This window comes from Streptomyces sp. CA-142005, assembly GCF_050942335.1.
Classification (GTDB): domain Bacteria; phylum Actinomycetota; class Actinomycetes; order Streptomycetales; family Streptomycetaceae; genus Streptomyces.
Window position 1 is genome coordinate 1,955,891 of record NZ_CP192078.1, and the last position, 20,311, is coordinate 1,976,201.

The window sequence follows — 20,311 nt, forward strand, 5'->3', positions numbered from 1 at the left end:
CGGAGCGGGCAGAACCAGGCGACGTCGAGGACACCCGGGCGAAAGCCTTCGGGGCTTGCCGGGACAGGGGGCGGCCGATTCCTTTGAGGGTCCGGTGGGCGTACTCGCCCGTGAGCTTCGTCCGTAGACCGCGCCGTCGCCGGTGGGCGTGTTGCGGAACGTCTTGTCAGGCGCAGGCGGCGCACGGCGGCAGCGGTGTTCAGTGTCCGGCGCTCTGACCGCCGTCGACATGCAGGATCTCGCCGGTGACGAAAGGGGCCTGCTCGAGATAGACGATCGCTTGGACGACGTCGTCGATCTCGCCCATGCGCCCGAGCGGGTGCATGCCGGCCAGGGCTTCGTGGGTTTCGACCGGGTGCATCGGGGTGCGGATGACACCGAGCGCCACGGTGTTGACGCGGATGCCCTGGGAGGCGTACTCGACGGCCAGGGACTTGGTCACCGCGTTGAGGCCGCCCTTGGTGAGGGAGGCGAGTGCCGAGGGCACCCGGGAGTCGGCGTGGTCGACCAGGGAGGTGGACACGTTCACGACGTGGCCGCCATGGCCGGCGGTGAGCATGACGGCGACGGCGCTGCGCGAGATGTCGAAGAACCCGCGTAGGTTGACTCCGGTCACGGCGTCGTAGTCGGCGTCGGTGTAGTCGGTGAACGGCTTGCCGATGAAGATCCCGGCATTGTTGACCAGCGTGTCGACGCGGCCGAACCGGGCCAGTGCCTGATCCACGACCTGGGCGCCGGTGCCGGGCCGAGCGAGGTCGCCGGGCACGGTGAGCATCTCGGGATCCTCGGAGGGACGGATGGAGCGAGCGGTGGCGACAACGCCGTAGCCGAGCTTGCGGTACGCGGCGACCGCGGCTGCTCCGATGCCCTGGGAAGCGCCGGTGACGATGGCGATCTTCTTCGCGGAAGCCATGCCTGGTCCTCGCTCTCGATGATGTTTCGCATTACGGACCGCGGCGGGTGGCGCATGATTTCCACTGTCGGGGCGCTGGGGCGGCCGATCATCGGGCAAAATCACTGGCCGCCCCTCGGCCGGAGACTTCTCCGGGCGCAAGTCCGGCCGTCGAGCGGGACAGTGGTGCCAGCGGACTGCGAGACGTCGAGCGCCACACGAGGAGGACCCGTCCACGTCCATCCACTTAAGCACGGTCTGCATGAAGTTTCCCGAGGACAACGCGCGTCTTGATCTCACAGACCTCGACGTCGACCCGGCTCCCGGGGAACCGGGCAGGACGCTGCCGATCACCGAGAACCCGTTCACGACGGAATGAGCGCCACACCGCCGTTCCCGAGGACATCCGACCTCCGTCCCAACGTAGTCGACCGGATCACCATCGAGACCGGTGACGATGCCCATCGGTCGGAAGTGGCGGCGACGCTCTCTTCCAGGACACCTGGGTCGGCCGTGGCGGCGCCGCGCGGCGGGCCAGGCAGGAGAGGCCGATGCACGGATTCCACAGGAGGACCAGAACGCTGGCAGGAACAGCCAGCGCTTGGCCCCGGACGTGCCAGACAGCATGCTCGGCCGCGATCCGGTGATCGGCATGTGTGTGAGACTCGGACCGCGGAGAAGGAGCCGCTGGCACGCTTCCGCAGTGGGAGAGGGCGTCGCTGACAGCGCAGGTGCGCCACACCGGTCACCCCGCTCAGGGGTAAGGTGCGGCGCAACTCGGGTGCGAAGCGCCCGTTGAGCGGGCGTCAACATGCGCCAGAGACGAGGTCGGTTGATCTGGCCGAACAGGCTAATCCAGGCGGGATACCTGATAGTGGCCGATGGACCAGTCGTCCCCTGTGCGGACAACGAGGACGGAGAGTTTCACGTCCAGCGGGGGCCGGTCCGTGAACGAGAACTCGACGGCGAGGTAGCCGAGGACGAGGTCGTCGGCGTGCCGCCTGGTCTCGAGGATCCGGTATGCCGCCTTCATGCCGAGGGGCTGGGAGTCGTAGTAGTCGGCGACGCCCTGGCGTCCGACGCTGTAGGGGTGCAGCCCCTGGAAGACGGCGTCCTCGGTGAAGAGGGCGGCGACGCGGTCGGGCTGGTGGGCGTCGACCGCGGCTTTCCACTGGTCGAGCACTCCGCTCAGGATCTCCGCGTCGTCGGTCGTGGCGGTCATGTCCACTCCTTGGTCCAAGACTCGGCGTACGGTCAGTGTCCGGCGCTCATACCGCCGTCGACGTGCAGGATCTCGCCGGTGACGAAGGGTGCCGTCTCCAGGAAGAGCACTCCGTCGACGATGTCGCTCACTTCACCCATCCGGCCGACCGGGTGCAGGGCGGCGAGGAACTCGTGGGTCTCCTCGGGGTGCATGGGGGTCTTGATGGTGCCGGGCGACACGGCGTTGACGCGGATGCCTCGGGTGGCGTACTCGATCGCCAAGGACTTGGTCGCGGACTGCAGGCCACCCTTGGTCAGCGAGGCGAGGACGGAGGGGACCCGGGCGTCCGGACTGTCCACCAGGCTGGTGGTGACGCTCACGATGTGCCCGCCGCCCTGGGCGAGCAGGTGCGGGAGGGCCTGCTGGGTGAGGTGGAAGAAGCCGGCGACGTTGATGCCGGTCACGCTGGCGTAGTCCTCGGCCGTGTAGTCGGTGAAGGACTTCGCGACGAAGATGCCCGCGTTGTTGACCACGGTGTCGATACGGCCGAACCGCTCGAGTGCTGCGGTGACGACCCGCTCGGCGGTCGCCGGCTCGGCGATGTCGCCCTGAACGGTCAGGACGTCGGCGTCGTCGGCGGGGACGATGGTGCGGGAGGTGGCGACGATGCCGTAGCCGAGCTTGCGGTAGCCCTGGACGAGGGCGGCGCCGATGCCCTGCGAGGCGCCGGTGATGATCGCTACCTTCTGGTGGTGTGTGCTCATGCTGACCTTTTCCAAAGAGGATGACCGGTCACTAGCCGACCGGTCGACTATTTGACCATAGGCCGGGCGGTTCGGCAGTGGAAGGACCGGCTTCCTACCACCTGGGAGGCACAGCCTCCCAGCGCACGTCAGGCCGGGATCGCGTACGGATCGTCGGCGGGCAACCAGGCATCCGGGGCATGGATCCCGAGGTCACTTACGCCGTCGCTCAGGGCGTCGACGGCGGCGAGGATTCCGGGGCGGTCCTCGCTCTCGCGCCAGACCAGGGGCCATGTCCAGTAGACCTTCGGCGCGACGATCTCGCGGCGGACCAGGTCGGGCGGGAGCGGAGCGGTCTGCCCCTTGGGCGAGTTGAGGACTGGGCGGGTGCAGCGGCGGACGTGGTCGAAGAAGGCGGGGCCGGTGATGGCACCATCGGAGATGCGCACCGGGCGGGCCCCGGCGACCTGCGTCAGTTCCTCGGCGTACACGTTCCAGGACGCCCAGGAGGTGATGTCATCGTCAATCAGTACATCGGTGTCGCGGGGCGCCATATCCGGTGGGTCGCTGGTGTCGCCGCCCTTCGCGACGGCGTAGAGGCGGTCGGCGCCGATCAGCCGGGCCCGCAGCCCGAGCCGCTCGAGGTCCTCGGCGCGCACCCAGCAGACGGCGAGGTCGAGGCTGCCGTCGAAATAACCGACCGGTCGGCTACTTTCAGCGAGCGAACCTCGGGCGGCCGTAGGACGCCGATGCAGGGAGAGGCTCTCGGCCCGGTCGGCGCGCGAACCGAAGCACAACGGTCTCGGTTCGTCCCCCCAATCACCCTCCTCCTGTCTGCCGACCTGGGCACTGGTCGCGTTCCGCACGAGGAACCGTTACGCGGATACGCCGTCTCGCGCGCGGAGGTCGATCGCATCCGCTGGCGGCCACGGTCCTGGGGCGAGTGCCGCACCGCAGACCTCTCAGCCGACGTGGCGCGGTCGACTCAGCGGCTTTCTGCCGGTTTGTCGCGCAGCAGCGCGGCCGCCTCGGCGGCCTCGGCCGTGACACGGGTGGCGGCGCGTGCGGCTCTCCCGGTCATGCGCCAGGCGATCATGCGGAGTGCCGTGGGCGGGGCCGGCGGAAAGACACCGAGCTGGCCGAGCATGGTGATGTCGTCGCGTACCGCCTCATGGCTCACCACCTTGCCGTCACGGAGGCCGAGTACATGGATCTGCTCGAAATCGATGTCATGACCGGTGGGGGGTATGGCTTGATCGGGTGCGCCGTCGCGGTAGCGGACGAAGGGCCCCGTGTGGCGGCCCCGCATGCGCAGCCGCACCCAGACCTGGTCGTCATTGCGTGCGATGCCGAGGACCGGGAAACGCAGATCACTGAAGGCGGAGCGCATCCACGCACCCGAGGCGAGGACCCCGGCCGGGCCGGGCAGAGCGCAGGCCGGGGGTGCCACGGCCGCCTCGCGGTTACAGAAGTCCCCATGCACCACGTCGGCGGCCAGCGTCGGGGCACCCGTCTCGAGGACGCGGAAGAGTCCGTGGGCCAGTTCTGTGGGGTCCATTCCCATGATGCGGCTGCCTCTCGTGGGCTGTGCGGTCGCGATGATCACGCGGGTCGGCCCGCGGGACCGGCGGCGTGGCCGCGCATTCGGTCCGAGTTCGACCGGCGCATTTGAGGTTATAGCACACCTAATGAATTCACGGCGATAGAATTGCGATCATGCCGTCCAAGCGCTCCTACGTCTCCCCGCTGCGCGAACAGGCGGCCGCGCAGACACGCGAGCTGATCCTGCGTCAGGCCACAGAACTGTTCGCCGAGCGCGGCTACGGGCGGGTGACCGTCGCCGACATCGCCGCGGCGGCGGGCGTGGCCTCGAAGACCGTCTTCGCGAGCGTCGGGAGCAAGAGTGACATCCTGAACCGGATCGTCGACGAAGGCGTGAACGCATCAGGTTACGAACGCGCGATGCAGACGCTGCTTGAGGAACGGACACCAGAGTCGGTGCTGCGAGCGTTGGCTCATGGCACGCGGATGGGCAACGAGAGTCAGTTCACCGTGCACGAGGCGATCCGCAAGGCGCTGCCCGTCCACGAGGACGGCGAGGCCCTGTGGGAGCGCGCCACCGCGGACTACCGTGACGCGCTGCACACGACCGCCCGCCATATGCACACCCTGACTCCACCGCCCTCCTACCCGGTGGAGGAGACAGCCGACCTGCTCTGGCACTGGTTCGGCCCCACCGGCTGGCGCACCCTGGTGGTCGAGAGCGGCTGGTCCTGGGACCGTGCCGAGGACGTCCTCTATCGCACGGCGGTCGCCGCACTGCGCTGACACCGCCTGCGGAGCGGCGGCAAGTCGGGGGCGACAGGTCGTCTGTCCGGCACCAGGTCGACATCCTCTGACATTGGCCGGGTGTCGGTTCCGCGCCGCCCGCGCTTCAACGGCGGAACTCATCAGAGAGGTGCGGCCGAGGCTCATGCAGTCCTGGACGCCGGCCCTGCGCGGTTTCGGTGCTCCGCGGGCCGACGGCCGCCATGGGTATCGAGGGTCTGCGTCCGGCGTGCGATCCACCACGGCTACGTGGCTGGTCAGCCGGCTCCTCACTCGCCTTGTCGGCCGATCACAGATCGAGGACGACCTCGGTGGTCGGCTTGCTGCAACAGACCAGGACGGTCCCGGGCTCGGGGAGTTCGAGGGGTGGGGTGGTGTAGGTGATGTCGCCTGCGACGAGGTGGGTGATGCAGGTGTGGCACACGCCGGTGCGGCAGGACCAGTGGGTGGGGACGTCGCAGGCTTCGGCAAGATCGAGGAGGGTCGCCTGAGCGGGTGACCATGGGGTGGAGATGCCGCTACGGGCGAAGGTGATGAGGGGCTCGGTTGCGGTGGGACCGGGTGGCTGGTGCGGCCGGATCACGGCGGTGACGGTCACGCCTGGATTGATGGCGGGGAGAGCGGTGAACTGTTCCGTATGGATCTGCTGGGGGCGCAGACCCAGATCGCGCAGGAAGCCGGCGAGGTCGTCCATGAAGGCGGATGGGCCGCACAGGTAGGCGTTGGCCTCGGCGGGGATGCCCATGGCCATGAGGGATGCAGCGGTCGGGCGGCCGTGAGTGATGTGGGGCTCGTCGGAACGTGGGGTTTCGCCGGTGTAGTAGATGTACTCGCGGGCGCCTGAGAGTTGGGCCAGAAATCGACGTTCAGCCGCCGGACCATGCGGGAGCCCTGGACAGGACCCTTCCAGGCTCCGGTGTGCACGGTCCTTCCCTGCCAGGGCACATCCTTGGGCAGTCATACGTTGACGGACAACAGCGTCGTCATGGTGGACCTCCTGCGCGATGGTAGCCGGGACAGCGCCCTCATGACGCTGTGCCTCGCAGAGAAGCGCGCTCAGCCGCACATCGGTTCGCTGCGGCCAACGAGTTCGGCGGTCAGTGTCAGGTGCGGATCGCGTCCGAGGGGTACGGACGTGATCACCTCCGCCGGGACCCGCCTCGGCGCCGATGTGCGGGTCGATGATGTACGGGAGCCATGCGACGTCCTGCTGATCCCGGGGTCCGGAAGGGGAAACGCGGATCAAGGACGTCGCAGTCGATCTCGCCCGCTGTAGGCCACGCGCTGGATTCGCCGCAGAAGCCGCGCCCAGGTGCCGTCCGCCGTCCACAGCCGGTGGCGTGGAAAACGAGCAGATCAAGTGACGTCACACGATCGGCCGGACGGCTCCTGGGTGTCCAGCCCCGGACCGAGGTGCCGGCGCATCAGCGCCTGCGCGGTCGTCTCGGCGGCGGCGAACCTGGAGCGTCCTGCCTCGGTCAGGGTGGCCTCGACCGTCCTGCGGTCTCCGGCACGACGATGGCGATCAATCAGTCCGGCAGCCTGCAGACCCCTGAGGAGGTAGGACATCCGGTCCCCGGATTCCTGGAGGAACGCCGCCAGCTTGGCAACGGGCACAGATCCGCTCGCGGCCTCGGCGAGCGCGCCGAGAATGAGGTAGTCATGGAGTGACAGTCCGTGCCGCACCCGCAACTCACCGTGCACGAGACCCAAGGTCCGCAGGACCCCTGGAAACCGCCACCGCGTGGTGTCCGACCAATCGCAGTCGATCATATTCCTTCCCAGGGGTCGGTTCTCCGGCCGCAAGCCCGCGGCCGCAGCATCACAACCAGATTCCATACGACGTCGATCCCGGGACCGACGGACACGAAGCCCTCGGATCAGGACGGCGTCACCGCCCGCACTCCGAATATGCGACGACGGCAGGCAGCAGGCCGTCACCCGTCCGATGTCCTGATGTGAGGCCGTCGTGGCGCGCCCGGCCATCCGTCTCCGCACTCCCGGCGTCCTAGCGTCGTAAGTGCGACGCGGTCGAACGGGTCGGTCTCCGCAAAGGTTGCGAAGTCCTCGAACACCTGACACGCAGGCGGACGACCGCCGTAGCCGCGTCCGCCATCCCAAGGCTTCGCAGAGGAAAGAAGGCGTTCGCGCCATGGCGTCGCAATCAGACACCGCTCGAGCAGCGTCTCACGGGCTGGACTTCGGGCTCAACGAATGGGTCGTGGACGAGCAGCGGCGGCGTTACCTCCAGGACCCCGGCTCGGTCGACCAGACGTGGAGGGACTTCTTCGCCACTCTGATGTCCCCGGCTGCCGCGGCCTCCCTGACCGCCTCAGCCCAACACCACAAGGGCACCGACGAGGCGGCGCTCAAGGCGGTACGGGTCGCGGCGCTCATCCACGCGTATCGCGTGCGCGGGCATCTGATGGCCGGAACGGACCCGCTCATGGCCCGGCCCGCCGCAGCGCATCCGGAGCTCGACATCGCCGCGTTCGGACTTGACGACGCGGACCGGGCGGAGGACTTCGCCGTGGACGGGTTCGCCGGGCGCGCCACGATGACACTCGACGAAGTGCTGGGTGCATTGCGGGAGTTCTACTGCCGCACCGCCGGGTTCGAGTACATGCACATCCAGGACGCCGGGGAACGCCGCTGGATCCAGCAGCGCGTCGAGGGCCCGCAGCGCCGCCCGGACCGTGCCGGACAGCTGCGGATCCTGTACCGGTTGGGGGCCGCGGAGGCCTTCGAGACGTTCCTGCAGACCAAGTACGTGGGCCAGAAGCGGTACTCGCTCGAAGGCGGCGAGTCGGCCATCGTGCTGCTCGACGCCCTGTTGCTCCGCGCCATCGAAGACGGTGTCCGAGAAGCCGTCATCGGGATGGCGCACCGCGGCCGGCTCAACGTCCTGGCCAACATCATCGGCAAGTCCTACGGCCAGATCTTCGACGAGTTCGAGGACGCGGTGGACATCCGGTCGGTCCAGGGCTCGGGGGACGTGAAGTACCACCTCGGCGCGGAGGGCACGTACCGTGCCCTGGACGGCGGCACCATCGCCGTCTCGGTCGTGGCGAACCCCTCGCACCTGGAGATCGTGGGGCCGGTGGCCCAGGGCGTGGTGCGCGCCAAGCAGGACCTGGCCGGGGACCAGGGCGAGCCCTTCCCCGTACTGCCGGTCGTCCTCCACGGCGACGCGGCCTTCGCCGGCCAGGGCGTGGTCGCCGAGACCCTGAACATGTCGCAACTGCCGGGCTACCGCACGGGCGGGACGGTCCACGTGGTCGTCAACAACCAGGTCGGCTTCACCACCCTCCCCGCCAACGGCCGTTCGAGCACGTATGCCACCCATGTGGCACGGATGGTGGAGGCCCCGATCTTCCACGTCAACGGCGACGACCCGGAAGCCGTCGACCGCGTCGCACGGATGGCCTTCGACTACCGCCAGACGTTCCACAAGGACGTCGTGGTCGATCTGGTCTGCTACCGGCGCCACGGGCACAGCGAGGTCGACGACCCGTCCATCACGCAGCCGATGATGTACGAACGCATCGACGCCAAGGCTTCGGTGCGCACGCTGTACGCCGCGGCCCTCATACGCCGCGGGGACATCGGCGAGCGGCAGGTGGACAGTGCCCGCCGCAACTACCAGGATCACCTCGAACGGGCCTTCGCCGAGACCCGGGCGCTGCCCGCTCCCGCACCGGCCGAAGACCTTCCTTGCGCCGACGCCGGACAGGCGGCCACCCAGCGCACGGCGACCGCGATCGACGAGGCGACGGCCCGTCAGGTCATCGCATCGCAGACCGACCTGCCGCAGGGCTTCACCGTGCACCCGCGTGTCCTGCCGCAGCTCCACCGGCGCACGGCGACGCTCGACACGGGCACCGTCGACTGGGCCACCGCGGAGACACTGGCGATCGGTGCGCTGCTGCTGGAGGGCGTCCCGGTACGGTTGGCCGGACAGGACTCCCGGCGCGGCACCTTCGGCCAGCGCCACGCCGTACTGACCGACCGGCGCACCGGCGCGGAGCACACGCCGCTGAACTCCCTCAGCCCGCAGGCCGCCAGCTTCGCACCGTACGACTCGATGCTGTCCGAACTGGCGGCGCTGGCCTTCGAGTACGGCTATGCGCAGGCCCGTCCGGAAGCCCTGGTGCTGTGGGAGGCCCAGTTCGGTGACTTCGCCAACGGCGCGCAGACGGTCGTCGACGAGTACATCGCCTCGTCCGAGCAGAAGTGGGGCCAGCGCTCCGCAGTGACCATGCTGCTGCCCCACGGCCTGGAGGGCCAGGGCCCCGACCACTCCTCCGCCCGGATCGAACGCTTCCTGCAACTGTGCGCGCAGGACAACATGACCGTGGCCATGCCCTCCCTGCCGGGCAACTACTTCCATCTGCTCAGGCAGCAGGCGCTGGACGGCCGCAGGCCACTGGTGGTGTTCACCCCGAAGTCGATGCTGCGGTCGAAGGCGGCCGTCTCCGCCCTGGCCGAGTTCACCCAGGGCGGCTTCCGCCCGGTCCTGCCGGACGACACGACGGACCCGGCCCGTGTCGCGCGCGTGCTGCTGTGCTCGGGCAAGGTCTTCTACGACCTCGACGCCCACCGGCACGCCGCGGGCTCGACCGACACGGCGATCGTCCGCGTGGAGCGCCTCTACCCGTTCCCCGACGAGGAACTCGCGGCGGAACTCGCCCGCTTCCCCGCGGCCGCGGACGTGCGGTGGGTGCAGGAGGAGCCGGAGAACCAGGGTGCGTGGTCGTTCGTCGCGCCGCGTCTGTACCGGCTGACCCGGCGCGCTGTGGAGTGCGTGAGCCGGCCCGAGGCGCCCGCGCCCGCGGTCGGCTCGGCCCGCCGGCACGGCGTGGAGCAGAAGGCTCTCGTGACATCGGCCTTCCAGTGATCAGCGGCTCGCGCGGTGCGCATCGGCTGCCCACCGCGCGTATCCGTCGACACCACGGCAGCATCGAGGAGGAGCAGCGGCATGAGCCTGCTGGCGCGCATCAACCAGCCCGCGGACTTGAGGGGTCTGAGCCATCCAGAGCTGGTCCGGCTGGCCGGGGAGATCCGCGACTTCCTGGTTCGCCACGTCGCGGCCACGGGAGGCCATCTGGGGCCCAACCTCGGCGTCGTGGAACTGACCCTGGCACTGCACCGGGTCTTCGACTCCCCGCGCGACCGGCTGCTGTGGGACGTCGGGCACCAGGCGTACGTCCACAAGATCGTGACGGGGCGGGCCGGTGAGTTCTCCGGCCTGCGGCAGCGTGGCGGGCTTTCCGGATACCCGAGCCGGGAGGAGTCCACGCACGACCACATCGAGCACTCCCACGCATCGGTCGCCCTGTCGTACGCCGATGGCATGGCCAAGGCCGCACAGCTCGCAGGAGAGTCGGACCGGCACATCGTCGCCGTCGTCGGCGACGGAGCACTCACCGGAGGGCTGGCCTGGGAGGCCCTCAACAACATCGCGGCGGCACCGGACCGGCCGGTGGTGATCGTCGTCAACGACAACGGACGCTCGTACGCACCGACTGTGGGCGGACTCGCCCGGCACCTGGCGGCCCTGCGCACCCACGCCGGCTACGAGCGTCTGGCCGGCTGGGGCAGACAGGCGCTCGACGGTGCCGGAGCGCCGGGCCGGGCGCTGCACCGCACCCTGCACGCGGCCAAGGAAGGCATCAAGGAGGGCCTGAAAGCGGGCCTGGCAGGGGGCAGCGCGGAGGCCGTGATGCCGCACTCGCTCTTCTGCGAGCTGGGACTGCACTACCTCGGGCCCGTCGACGGCCACGACATCACCGCCCTGGAAGCAGCTCTGGAACGGGCCAAGGCCCATGGCGCGCCGGTCGTCGTCCACTGCATCACGCGCAAGGGGCTCGGATACGCGCCGGCCGAGCAGAACGAGGAGGACCACCTGCACGGCATCGGCATCATCGACCCGCAGACCGGGCACCCTGTGCGGCCCGCTGGTCTGACCTGGACGGCAGTGTTCGGCCGGGAACTGGTCGAACTGGCCGACGCGCACCCGGACGTCGTCGCGATCACCGCGGCCATGCCCGGCTCCGTCGGTCTCAACGACTTCGCCGCACGCTACCCGGCACGGTTCTTCGACGTCGGGATCGCCGAGCAGCATGCGGTCGCCTCGGCCGCCGGCATGGCCATGGCGGGCCTGCATCCGGTGATCGCCCTGTACGGCACGTTCCTGAACCGCGCCCTCGACCAGGTGCTGATGGACCTCGCGCTGCACCGGCTCGGTGCGACCCTGGTCCTCGACCGGTCCGGAGTCACCGGTGACGACGGCCCCAGCCACAACGGGCTGTGGGATCTTGCGATGCTCCAAGCTGTCCCCGGTCTGCGTATCGGGGCTCCCCGCGATGCGCGCACGCTGCGGCGGCAGTTGCGGGAGGCCGTGTCGATCGCCGACGCGCCGACGGTCCTGCGCTACCCGAGAGGCACGGTCGGCCCTGCGATCCCGGCGGTCGGCCGCGCCGGTGCGGTCGACGTCCTGCGCGAGGCCCCCGGCGGCGGCGTCCTGCTGGTCGCTGTCGGAACGACGGCCTCGGTCGCTCTGGAAGCGGCGGAGCTCTGCGCCGAGCAGGGGGTGGAGGTCACCGTAGTGGACCCACTGTGGGTCAAGCCGCTCCCCGGCGATCTGCCCGCGCTCGCCGCCGAGCACGCCCTGGTCGTCACGGTCGAGGACGGCCTGCGCGCCGGAGGAGTGGGCGCAGCGGTGGCCCAGGGCCTGCAGGAGGCCGGCATCCGCACCCCGGTACGTGCCGTGGGCGTGGCGGACGGGTTTCCCCGGCAGGCCACCCGGGCCGAGATCCTCGCGGAAGCAGGCCTGACCGCTCAGGCGATCGCGCACACCGTCACCCAGACCCTGGCCCGCGCGGCCGTCACCGCGGTACCCACCGGTCCCCGCACCATCCCCGCACCCAAAAGGCAATGAATTCGCATACGAGTGAAATGCTTCTACTGCGAAAGCGGCCGGAGGATGCGTCATGTCCGAGATCATCTGCCGCAGAATCGACGAGCAGACGCCAAGCGAGGACGGCGAGGTCGGCGAGCGCGCGCTGATGGGGTCTGGCCGGAAGGTCTGCGCCGGCAAGGCGCACCGCTCGACGAGTGGCCGCGGGGTCGCACCATCCATCGAGCTGCAGCGCTGGTACGGCCACCACCCCCAGCGGTTCGGTGCGTTCCGCCGCCGTTATCTCACCGAATTGGGCGATCAACGGCACAAATACGCGGCTGCCCGGCTTCGGGACCTGGCCCAACACCGCAGCCTCACCCTGCTGACCTGAACCCAGGACATGGACCACAGCCGTACCGCGGTCCTGGCCGAATGGCGCACCGAACCCGGCTCTCACGATGAGCGGCGCCCGGATGCCGCCCTTCCCGAGCACGGACGTACCGCTCCCGGGTCCCCGCCGCCTGGACACCGCGCGGCCGTCTCCGCCGCGGTGGCCAATCTCAACGCGGGCGCACTCGCGTTCGTGATGGGCACCGGCATCGTCTCCACGGCCCTGTACGTCAACCGCGCCGACACCGCGTCCGCCGTACTGCTGTGGGTGGCCCTGGCCGGTTACGCCGTACTGGTGCCCGCCTACGGCTGGCGGCTGCTGCGCCGGCGCGAGCGGTTCGCCGCGGATCTCCTCGGGCCGCGTGCCTTCGCGTTCCTCACCCTCGCGATCTCCTCGAACGTGCTGGCTGCTCGCTTTGTGCCGGCCGGACACACCGCGGTCGCCGGGGCGTTCCTGGCGTTCGGGACGCTGGGGTGGGTGGTGCTGGACTACGGCGTCCCGCTCACGCTCATCACCACGCTGAAGCGGGGCTCCTCGCTCGACCAGGTGAACGGCACCTGGTTCCTGTGGTCGGTGGGATCGGAGTCGGTGGCGGTCGCGGCGGCATCGCTGGCCCGGGTGACCCGGGGACACGCACTGGCCGTCCTGGCAGTGGTGTGCTGGGCCGTCGGCCTGATGCAGTACCTGCCGACCGCCGCGCTGGTCCTGGCCCGGCTGCTGGCCCGGCCGGTGCAGCCGGAAGGCCTCATGACGTCCGTATGGATCTTCATGGGGGCGGCGGCGATCGCCGCACTCGCCGGAGTCCGGCTGATCGCACTCCATCCAGGCACCACGATGTTGTCGCGCCCGCTCGTCATCGGGACGTCCGTCGTCCTGTGGGCGTTCTCGAGCTGGCTGATTCCGCTCCTGCTGGCTCTGGGCGTTTGGCGGCACGCGCTGCGCCGTGGCCCGCTGCGCTACGAGCTCGGCTGGTGGAACCTCGTCTTCCCGGTCGGCATGTATGCGGTCACCACGCATGAGCTGGGACGCGCGACCGCAACCTCGTGGAGGACGAGCCTGGGCCGCCGGGAGGTCCGGATCGCCGTGGTGTTCTGGGCTGTCGTGTCCGCCGCCATGGTGGCAGCCAGACTCCGGGCCCGCCCCACGACCGCGCACGGATCCGCCGGTGCGGGGCGGACGACCCGCCCGCAGAGCAAGGCCTCGACGGCAACCGGGGCGCTGCCATAGGCACGCGTTGCGGTGCGGCGCGAACCCGGCTGCCCGTCGGCAGACAGCCGGGTTCGCGCGACGCGTCCGTGTCATGCGGAGCGTTACACGGGCCTGTCAGCGGCGGGCGCGTTCACGCTGCCGGACAGCATGGCGCAGGGAGTGCCAGGCGACCACCGCCCAGGCGGCGACGAGCAGGGCGTACAGGACGACGGCGATCCAGACGAACAGCTGCGAGCCGGTACGAGCAGCGAGCGCGCTCGTGCCGGTGACGCACGCACCGAGGGGGAAGATGAAGGACCACCAGGTGGCTGCGAAGGGCAGCCCTCTGCGGATTTCCCGTACGGTCAGCGCCGTGGCCAGTACCAGCCACAGCAGGGCGAAGCCCCAGATCCCGAGCCCACCCAGGAGCGCTGCGACACCGCTCCCGCGCGCGTACGGGGCGGGCAGCGCGCTCGGCGACGCGGTGGCCAGCGTCCCCAGCGCCGTCACCGCCTGATCCAGCGCCCCCACGCCGATCCACATCGTGGGCACCACCGCACCGCCGGGCGCGTCATGATGCACCAGGCGGCTGTAGACCATGGCCAGCACCAGCAGGACCGCGACCAACCCGAGCCCGAGCATCGAGTAGCAGCACAGCAGCAGGGCCAGCCGCACCTGCCCGGCCGGCGCCCGCGGGATGAGCAGCGCGCCCGTCGCGGCGGAGACCAGCGGCGGCACCACCGGTAGCAGCCAGCCGCCGAACGCCGCGTCCGGCGTGAAACGGTGCCGCGTGACCATCAGATACGGCACCGTGCAAGCGGTGGCAAGACCCAGCACCGTACCGGCCGACCACAGCACCCAGTCCGCAGCCACCGCCGCACGCTCCCCGATCAGCCGCCGGCCGAGCAGCAGCGTCCCGGCCCCGACGGTGAGCAGAGCCATCGGCGGCGCCCCGAAGAACTGGGCCAGTACCGGATCACCGGCATGCACCCGCAGCGCCCGCTGCCCGGTATAGGTGACGGCAAGCACGATCAGCAGCAGCGCGGTCCCCGCCCAGACCACCGTGGCGGCGTCGCCGAGTCCGGGGAAACCGCGCGGCAGGGTGGCGGCCGCGACGGTGACGATCCCGCTGCCCATGACGGCGGCGAACCAACCGGGACCGAGCCGGCCACGCTCCCTGCCGTTCGCCTCGTCCGGCTGGTCACGTACAAGCACGGATGATCTCGGGGCCGGGCCGACCTGGGACGGGACCGCTCGGGTGGTACTGGGGTGGGGTGTCACGGCGCGGAGTGCCTTCTCTTGGGGTGTCGGATTCGTCACCGTCCACGACCAGCCACGGTGACGGGCCCGGCCGACTGGCCGGGCCACACCCAGCAGCTCAGGGACGCGGCCGAGACCGTCGGCCGCGTCCGCCCTCGACGCTATGGCGAAGCGCGGCTCCCGCCACAGAACAGCACGCGCCATGACGCCCTCACACCAGGACATCGAGCACCGTGCGGGCCGGTTGCCGGGTGCCGGCCCGATGCCCCGATGTCCTTGTCCGAGCGTGTTGTGGCCACACCTGTGGCCATGACGAGACGGTAAGCGACCGCTGAACACGGGCGAGGCGCCGAAGCCCGATGCCTCGTTCCACACCACGGAAGGCAGCAGCATGCCGCAGGGACGCGGACGACAATCGGCACGGGAGCGGCACAGCATCGCCGGGCGGATGATGGTGTCCTCCGATGTGGGCCCCAGTCCGTCCGGGAGGCGCACGATGAAGGACAGGCCGTCAGGCAGGAAGCCGCTCCTGGTGACCGTGCTGGTCTTCCCCGGCGTACGGCTGCTCGACGTCACCGGCCCGATCGAGGTGTTCACGACAGCCAACGAATTCGGCGGCCGCTACCGCGTACGCACGGTCTCCCCTGACGGCGCCGACGTGGTCACCGCAGCCGGCACCGGACTGCGCGTCGACCTCGCTGCCGCGCAGGTACAGGCGGCCAGCGACGTGGTCGTCATCCCCGGCGGCCCGGAGTGGCCCTCCCTCATCAAGGACGACGCGCTGCTGGACGCCATGAGAGGGCTCGACGCACGCGGCTGCCGCACGGCGTCCATCTGCACCGGCGCCTTCCTCCTCGCCGCGGCCGGACTGCTCGACGGACGCAAGGCGACAACGCACTGGCGCTTCGCCGACCAGCTCGCCCTGCGCTACCCGAAGGTGACCGTGGAAGCGGACGCCCTGTTCGTCCGCGACGGCCACATCATGACCTCCGCAGGCGTCACCTCGGGCATCGATCTCTCGCTCGCCCTGGTCGAGGAGCACCTCGGCGCCGACGTCGCCCGCGCCGTGGCCAAGGACATGGTCGTGTTCATGCAGCGGCCGGGCGGCCAGTCCCAGTTCAGTGTCCGCACCCACACCCCGCGCGCGAGACAGGAGATGCTGCGCCGGGTCCTGGACGCGGTCGCCGAGGACCCGTCCGCCCCGCACACCCTTGCCGCCATGGCGCGCCGGGCAGGTGTGAGCACCCGCCACATGACACGCCTGTTCCACGACGAGATGCACACGACCCCGGCCCGCTACGTCGAGCAGGTCCGCATGGAGGCCGCCCAGGCGATGCTGGAAGACAGCGACGACCCCATGGCCACCGTGGCCCGGCGCACCGGCTTCGGGTCACCGGAGTCCCTGCGTCGGGCCTTCACGCGCAACCTGGGCATCACGCCGGGAGCCTACCGGGCACGCTTCCGCACCACGCACACCGGAGTCGACGGCAAGGGCGCCTGAGCCCTGGAGGTATCCGGCGAGCACGGACAATCGCCGAAATCCGACAGGCCGGCCGTGCCGGACGAGGCCGGTCAGGCCTCCTCGACAGTCTGTCCCAAGCACCGGCTCGGCGAGCGCGCCCGCCACGCGGGCGCGCCGAAAGGACCGGCGAAGTACTGCGTCTCGTGCACGACCTGCTGGTCGGCGAATTCCATGACGCTCGCCGAGTACGAAGGCGCACCGTCGTAGATGGTGACGCATTCGCTCACCCGTACATGCGCGTGGCCGGTGACGCGCAGGAGGGTGAATCGCCGGTCGGCCGGATGCCCGCCGCGTTTGTCTCGCGGCCCCGGAAACGTTCGCCCGACTGCTGATGGTCCGGCATCGCGTCCGCAGCCTGGATCGCGTGCTCCGCCTCGATGTCACCTCGTCCTGAAGCGTGTTCCTTCCTCCAACGGCCTGGTGGGCGTTCGGCTCGAAGGTCCGTATCCGGGTGCCTCACGGCAGTTTCTCGGGCCATGGGGCGACGCAAGGAGAGCGCTGGGACGGTGGGGGCGTCGGATCCGGCGTCCCGGAATCTCGACAGGAGGCAGCGGCTTGGCAGAGAACCGGACGGTCCCGGGCGTGGCCGGGACCGATCACGAGCAGTTGCGGGCGTTCGATGAGCCAGGGGCTGCGTCGGCAGGGCGGTCCGCCTTGCGCGAGCACTTCTTCGACCGGCCCGCCCTCGAGGTGGCTCCCGAACTCCTGGGGGCTCTCGTGGTCTCGCGCTCGCAGCGCGGCGTGACGGCGGTGCGTATCACCGAGGTGGAGGCGTACGAGGGGCCCGATGACCCGGCCTCGCACGCGTTCCGGGGCCCGAACCGGACCAATCGAGCGGAGTTCGGGGCCCCGGGGACCTTCTATGTGTACCGGACACACGCGGTGCATCGGTGCCTGAACGCCGTCTGCGGGCCCGGGCGGCGTCCCGCTTCGGTGCTGCTCCGCGCCGGCACCGTCGTGGAGGGAGCAGACGTCGCGCGAGAACGCCGGGGGCCTGGGGTACGGGCGCGCGATCTCGCGCGCGGCCCGGCCAACCTCGCGCGAGCGTTGGGCATCGCCGATCTGCATCATGACGGGCGGTCAGCATGCGACGCGGCGGCGGAGTTGTTCCTCGCGGAACCCGGGGGCGTCTCGTCCGCGCGGGTCGGTCGAGGGCCGCGGACGGGGGTGGGCGGTCCTGCTGCTTTGTACCCCTGGCGCTTCTGGATGCTGGGCGAGTCGAGCGTCAGCGCCTATCGGGCGCACCCGGGGTCCCGCCAACGGAGGCGGGCGAAGGGCTGACCCTCCCGCCGGCCTGGGACATCACGAGTGCCGGCGCCGCTCCCCGGAGGCGGCGGCACCCGGAGGTGCTTCAGCCTCGCTCCGGTACCGGCGCCGGGGTCTGCGACGAACCCGCAGCGAAGACCGAATGTGCGCCTTCGCTGTCCTTATCCGCGGCCACGCACACCTGGCGCCTGCGAGTTGAAAACCTCAGGAAACGTCCGTTGGGCCGGGCCCGCTTGCTGCCTCTCCTCCTGAGACGGCGTCCGCGGGGACGGCGGCGGCCCGACCGTATAGAAGGCGATCAGTGATGACTCCGATCAGTCCCACTCCCGAGCCGGATCCGCGCAGGTGGCGCGCGCTCGGGATCATCTGCCTCGTGCAGGTGATGCTGCTCCTCGATGTGACCGTGGTCAATGTCGCGCTTCCCCCCATCCAGCACGATCTCGGCTTCACGACCACGGGCCTGGCATGGGTCGTCAACGGCTACACCGTCACCTACGGTGGGCTGCTGATGCTTGGCGGACGCCTGGGTGATCTGCTCGGCCGCAGACGCCTCTTCCTGACCGGCTTGGCGATCTTCGCGCTGGCGTCGGCGAGCGCGGGAGTGGCCCAGCAAGCCGGTGTACTGATCGCCGGCCGCTTCGTACAGGGCGTCGGTGCGGCACTCGTCAGCCCGGCAGCCCTGTCCCTGGTGACGCTGCTGTTCACCCAGCGGCGGGAAAGGGCACGGGCCATGGCCATCTGGAGCGGCCTGGCCGGAGTTGGGGTAGCCCTGGGAGTCGTGCTCTCGGGCATCCTGACCACCATCGCCTCCTGGCGTTGGATATTCTTCATCAATCTGCCCATCGCCGCGTTCGCGTTTTTCGCCACTTTCAGGCTCGTCTCCGAAAGCCGGGCCACCAAGCGCGGTCGGCCCGACGTCCTCGGCGCCGTCACGGTCACCCTCGGTCTGCTCCTGGTCGTGTTCGGCCTCCTGGAGAAGGACAGTCACGTATGGTTCTCGTTCCCCGTCCTGGGTTGCGTCGGGATCGGTGTGCTCTGCCTGATCGGCTTCGTGCTGGTGGAGGCTCACGTGGCCCAGCCCCTGGTGCCCCTCGCATTCTTGCGCTCACGTAACCGGAGCATCGCCAACATCGTGCGCATCTGCTACTATGTCGGGTTCGCTACCCTCTTCTTCTCACTGAGCCTGTATGTCCAGCGCATACTGCACTTTTCCGCGCTGGCGACCGGATTCGCCTTTGTACCGTTCGGGTTGGTCATTCTCTTCAGCGCCACCGTGATGGCACCACGCCTCCTTCCCCGGTTCGGTCTGCGGGCCCTGAACGGAGGAGGGCTTGCGGTCACCACGGTCGGCTACGTTCTCCTTGCCGGCCTCAGCAGCCACGGCACCTATGTGGCCGACGTACTGCCCGGACTGATCCTCGTGCCGCTGGGAGGCGGCCTCGTCCTCGTCGGATCCACTGTCGCCGGAGTGGACGGCGCCACCGGTGAGGACGCGGGCATCGCCACCAGCATGAACAATGCGTCCATGCAGATCGGCAGCGCCATCGGCCTGGCTGCCCTGGTCTCACTGGGCACCGGCCACGCCGCCGTGCTGCGGCGTGCGGGCGCCGACCAGGTGACCGCCGCCGCGCACGGTTACGCCTTCAGCTTCACCATCGCCGCCGGCATGACGGCCTTCGGTGCGTTCCTCGGCTTCGCCGGAATCCACCCGACACCGGCCGAGACTCCGACGGTGAGGACCAACGCCAAGGAGCGCGTGGTCTGACGTGCCGCCGGCGGCGAAAGCGAGGGTCCGCGGCCGCGGCGGGCCTGGCGGAACGGTGCTGCCGCTGCGCGTCAGGGGACATAGTGGGCCTGCTCGAAGAGGCCGAGTGTGCACCAGCTGTTCGTGCGACGGCGGCATTGCCGGGTCTGAGCTTCCATCGGCCGCCTCCCCTGCCCCTCCCGTGGACGCCTCAGGACGGTCATCCGGCATGACCCCGTTCTTCTCGAACTCCGCTCCGCCATGGCCATCCCCCGGCTCCACCGCCCGGCAGGCGGGTCTCCACCAGAACACGCCGGGCGCGCACACGACCAGTACTGCTCACATCACAGCACAGGCAGGACCACAGACATGACCACAAACGACCATCTCGACTACTTCAAGCCGCAACTCGTCGTCATCCCGTGCGGCAGCCGCAAACTGGGCTCGCCCGCGCGCTCCGCAGACATGTACGTAGGCTCCTACCACCGGGCATGCCGCAAGGCGGCCGACGCACTGCAACCTGACCTGCTGCTCATTCTCTCCGCACGCCACGGGCTCCTCGACCTCGACGACGTCATCGAGCCGTACGACACACCTCATGGCGCAGCCGACGCGGTAACGAGCCAGGTCCTTCTGGAACAGGCAACCGTGCGTGACATCGTGGGCCTTGACCCGGTGGTGGCCCTCGGCGGTGCACGACACATCAGCCTCGTGCGCTCCGTCTGGCCGCACGTCCACACGCCGTTGGCCGGAGCACGCGGTATGGGTGAGCAAATGGCCCGGCTTGCAGCATTGCGCGAGGGACGGGGAATGCCTCTGACATGACGCTTCGTGCGGCGACCGCGAGGCCTCGCCGCCATGTGCCGAGGCGC

Annotated in this window: 17 protein-coding genes and 1 pseudogene; 9 read left to right on the forward strand and 9 right to left on the reverse strand. The window is 69.9% G+C overall.

The features are described 5' to 3' along the window. Positions 1-199: 199 nt before the first annotated feature. The 5 genes and pseudogenes from ACQPXS_RS09400 to ACQPXS_RS09420 all read right to left on the reverse strand — a co-directional run bounded on the left by ACQPXS_RS09400 (position 200) and on the right by ACQPXS_RS09420 (position 4,397). Positions 200-913 carry an SDR family NAD(P)-dependent oxidoreductase gene (locus ACQPXS_RS09400; protein WP_433448758.1) on the reverse strand — a complete coding sequence of 238 codons (714 nt, stop codon included), beginning with the start codon at positions 911-913 and terminating at the stop codon, positions 200-202. 829 nt (positions 914-1,742) lie between these two features. Further along, positions 1,743-2,114: a nuclear transport factor 2 family protein gene (locus ACQPXS_RS09405; protein ID WP_030651808.1), complete on the reverse strand. Its 372-nt coding sequence runs from the start codon at positions 2,112-2,114 to the stop codon at positions 1,743-1,745. Positions 2,115-2,146: 32 nt separating this feature from the next. After that, positions 2,147-2,860: an SDR family NAD(P)-dependent oxidoreductase gene (locus ACQPXS_RS09410; RefSeq protein WP_433448760.1), complete on the reverse strand. Its 714-nt coding sequence runs from the start codon at positions 2,858-2,860 to the stop codon at positions 2,147-2,149. A gap of 128 nt (positions 2,861-2,988) precedes the next feature. Continuing rightward, positions 2,989-3,528: pseudogene (locus ACQPXS_RS09415) on the reverse strand (LysR family transcriptional regulator); the annotation flags it as partial. A 296-nt stretch (positions 3,529-3,824) separates the two neighbouring features. Further along, positions 3,825-4,397, reverse strand: a complete 573-nt coding sequence (locus ACQPXS_RS09420; RefSeq protein ID WP_433448762.1) for an ester cyclase — start codon at positions 4,395-4,397, stop codon at positions 3,825-3,827. 158 nt (positions 4,398-4,555) lie between these two features. Here ACQPXS_RS09420 and ACQPXS_RS09425 point away from each other — a divergent pair, with 158 nt between their 5' ends. Continuing rightward, positions 4,556-5,167 carry a TetR/AcrR family transcriptional regulator gene (locus ACQPXS_RS09425; protein ID WP_399183212.1) on the forward strand — a complete coding sequence of 204 codons (612 nt, stop codon included), beginning with the start codon at positions 4,556-4,558 and terminating at the stop codon, positions 5,165-5,167. A gap of 289 nt (positions 5,168-5,456) precedes the next feature. On the opposite strand, the gene ACQPXS_RS09430 is transcribed toward ACQPXS_RS09425, so the two are convergent. Beyond that, entirely contained in the window at positions 5,457-5,912 is a 456-nt protein-coding gene (locus ACQPXS_RS09430; RefSeq protein WP_433448764.1) for a flavin reductase family protein, read from the reverse strand. Positions 5,913-6,523: 611 nt separating this feature from the next. Continuing rightward, the gene (locus ACQPXS_RS09435; protein ID WP_433448766.1) at positions 6,524-6,871 is read right to left on the reverse strand and encodes a MarR family winged helix-turn-helix transcriptional regulator; all 348 of its coding nucleotides are present in this window, start codon (positions 6,869-6,871) and stop codon (positions 6,524-6,526) included. A gap of 448 nt (positions 6,872-7,319) precedes the next feature. Here ACQPXS_RS09435 and ACQPXS_RS09440 point away from each other — a divergent pair, with 448 nt between their 5' ends. The 4 genes from ACQPXS_RS09440 (at position 7,320) to ACQPXS_RS09455 (ending at position 13,686) form a co-directional block, all read left to right on the forward strand. After that, positions 7,320-10,064 carry a multifunctional oxoglutarate decarboxylase/oxoglutarate dehydrogenase thiamine pyrophosphate-binding subunit/dihydrolipoyllysine-residue succinyltransferase subunit gene (locus tag ACQPXS_RS09440; RefSeq protein ID WP_433448768.1) on the forward strand — a complete coding sequence of 915 codons (2,745 nt, stop codon included), beginning with the start codon at positions 7,320-7,322 and terminating at the stop codon, positions 10,062-10,064. 81 nt (positions 10,065-10,145) lie between these two features. After that, on the forward strand, positions 10,146-12,107 hold the full coding sequence (gene dxs / locus ACQPXS_RS09445) for a 1-deoxy-D-xylulose-5-phosphate synthase (protein ID WP_433448770.1): 1,962 nt from the start codon (positions 10,146-10,148) through the stop codon (positions 12,105-12,107). Between the two features lie 52 nt (positions 12,108-12,159). Then, a complete protein-coding gene (locus tag ACQPXS_RS09450) occupies positions 12,160-12,459 on the forward strand; it encodes a DUF488 family protein, N3 subclade (RefSeq protein ID WP_433448772.1) in 300 nt (99 codons plus the stop codon). Between the two features lie 9 nt (positions 12,460-12,468). Next, positions 12,469-13,686 (forward strand): tellurite resistance/C4-dicarboxylate transporter family protein, encoded by a 1,218-nt coding sequence (locus tag ACQPXS_RS09455; RefSeq protein ID WP_433448774.1) that lies wholly within the window; start codon positions 12,469-12,471, stop codon positions 13,684-13,686. A 96-nt stretch (positions 13,687-13,782) separates the two neighbouring features. On the opposite strand, the gene ACQPXS_RS09460 is transcribed toward ACQPXS_RS09455, so the two are convergent. Then, complete coding sequence (locus ACQPXS_RS09460) at positions 13,783-14,862, reverse strand: TDT family transporter (protein WP_433448776.1); 1,080 nt, start codon at positions 14,860-14,862, stop codon at positions 13,783-13,785. 541 nt (positions 14,863-15,403) lie between these two features. Between ACQPXS_RS09460 and ACQPXS_RS09465 the strand changes: the two genes are divergently transcribed. Continuing rightward, entirely contained in the window at positions 15,404-16,408 is a 1,005-nt protein-coding gene (locus tag ACQPXS_RS09465; protein ID WP_107100545.1) for a GlxA family transcriptional regulator, read from the forward strand. A 71-nt stretch (positions 16,409-16,479) separates the two neighbouring features. Here the strand turns inward: ACQPXS_RS09465 and ACQPXS_RS09470 are convergent, their stop codons facing one another. Next, positions 16,480-16,656 (reverse strand): hypothetical protein, encoded by a 177-nt coding sequence (locus ACQPXS_RS09470; RefSeq protein ID WP_433456271.1) that lies wholly within the window; start codon positions 16,654-16,656, stop codon positions 16,480-16,482. On the opposite strand from ACQPXS_RS09470, the gene ACQPXS_RS09475 reads away from it, so the two are divergent. The 3 genes from ACQPXS_RS09475 to ACQPXS_RS09485 all read left to right on the forward strand — a co-directional run bounded on the left by ACQPXS_RS09475 (position 16,637) and on the right by ACQPXS_RS09485 (position 20,264). Further along, entirely contained in the window at positions 16,637-17,710 is a 1,074-nt protein-coding gene (locus ACQPXS_RS09475; protein ID WP_433448778.1) for a DNA-3-methyladenine glycosylase, read from the forward strand. The two genes, ACQPXS_RS09470 and ACQPXS_RS09475, sit on opposite strands and share 20 nt — an antisense overlap. A 358-nt stretch (positions 17,711-18,068) precedes the next feature. Further along, positions 18,069-19,460 carry an MFS transporter gene (locus ACQPXS_RS09480; protein WP_433448780.1) on the forward strand — a complete coding sequence of 464 codons (1,392 nt, stop codon included), beginning with the start codon at positions 18,069-18,071 and terminating at the stop codon, positions 19,458-19,460. A 348-nt stretch (positions 19,461-19,808) separates the two neighbouring features. Further along, positions 19,809-20,264 (forward strand): DUF6884 domain-containing protein, encoded by a 456-nt coding sequence (locus ACQPXS_RS09485; RefSeq protein ID WP_399183227.1) that lies wholly within the window; start codon positions 19,809-19,811, stop codon positions 20,262-20,264. Positions 20,265-20,311 lie beyond the last annotated feature (47 nt).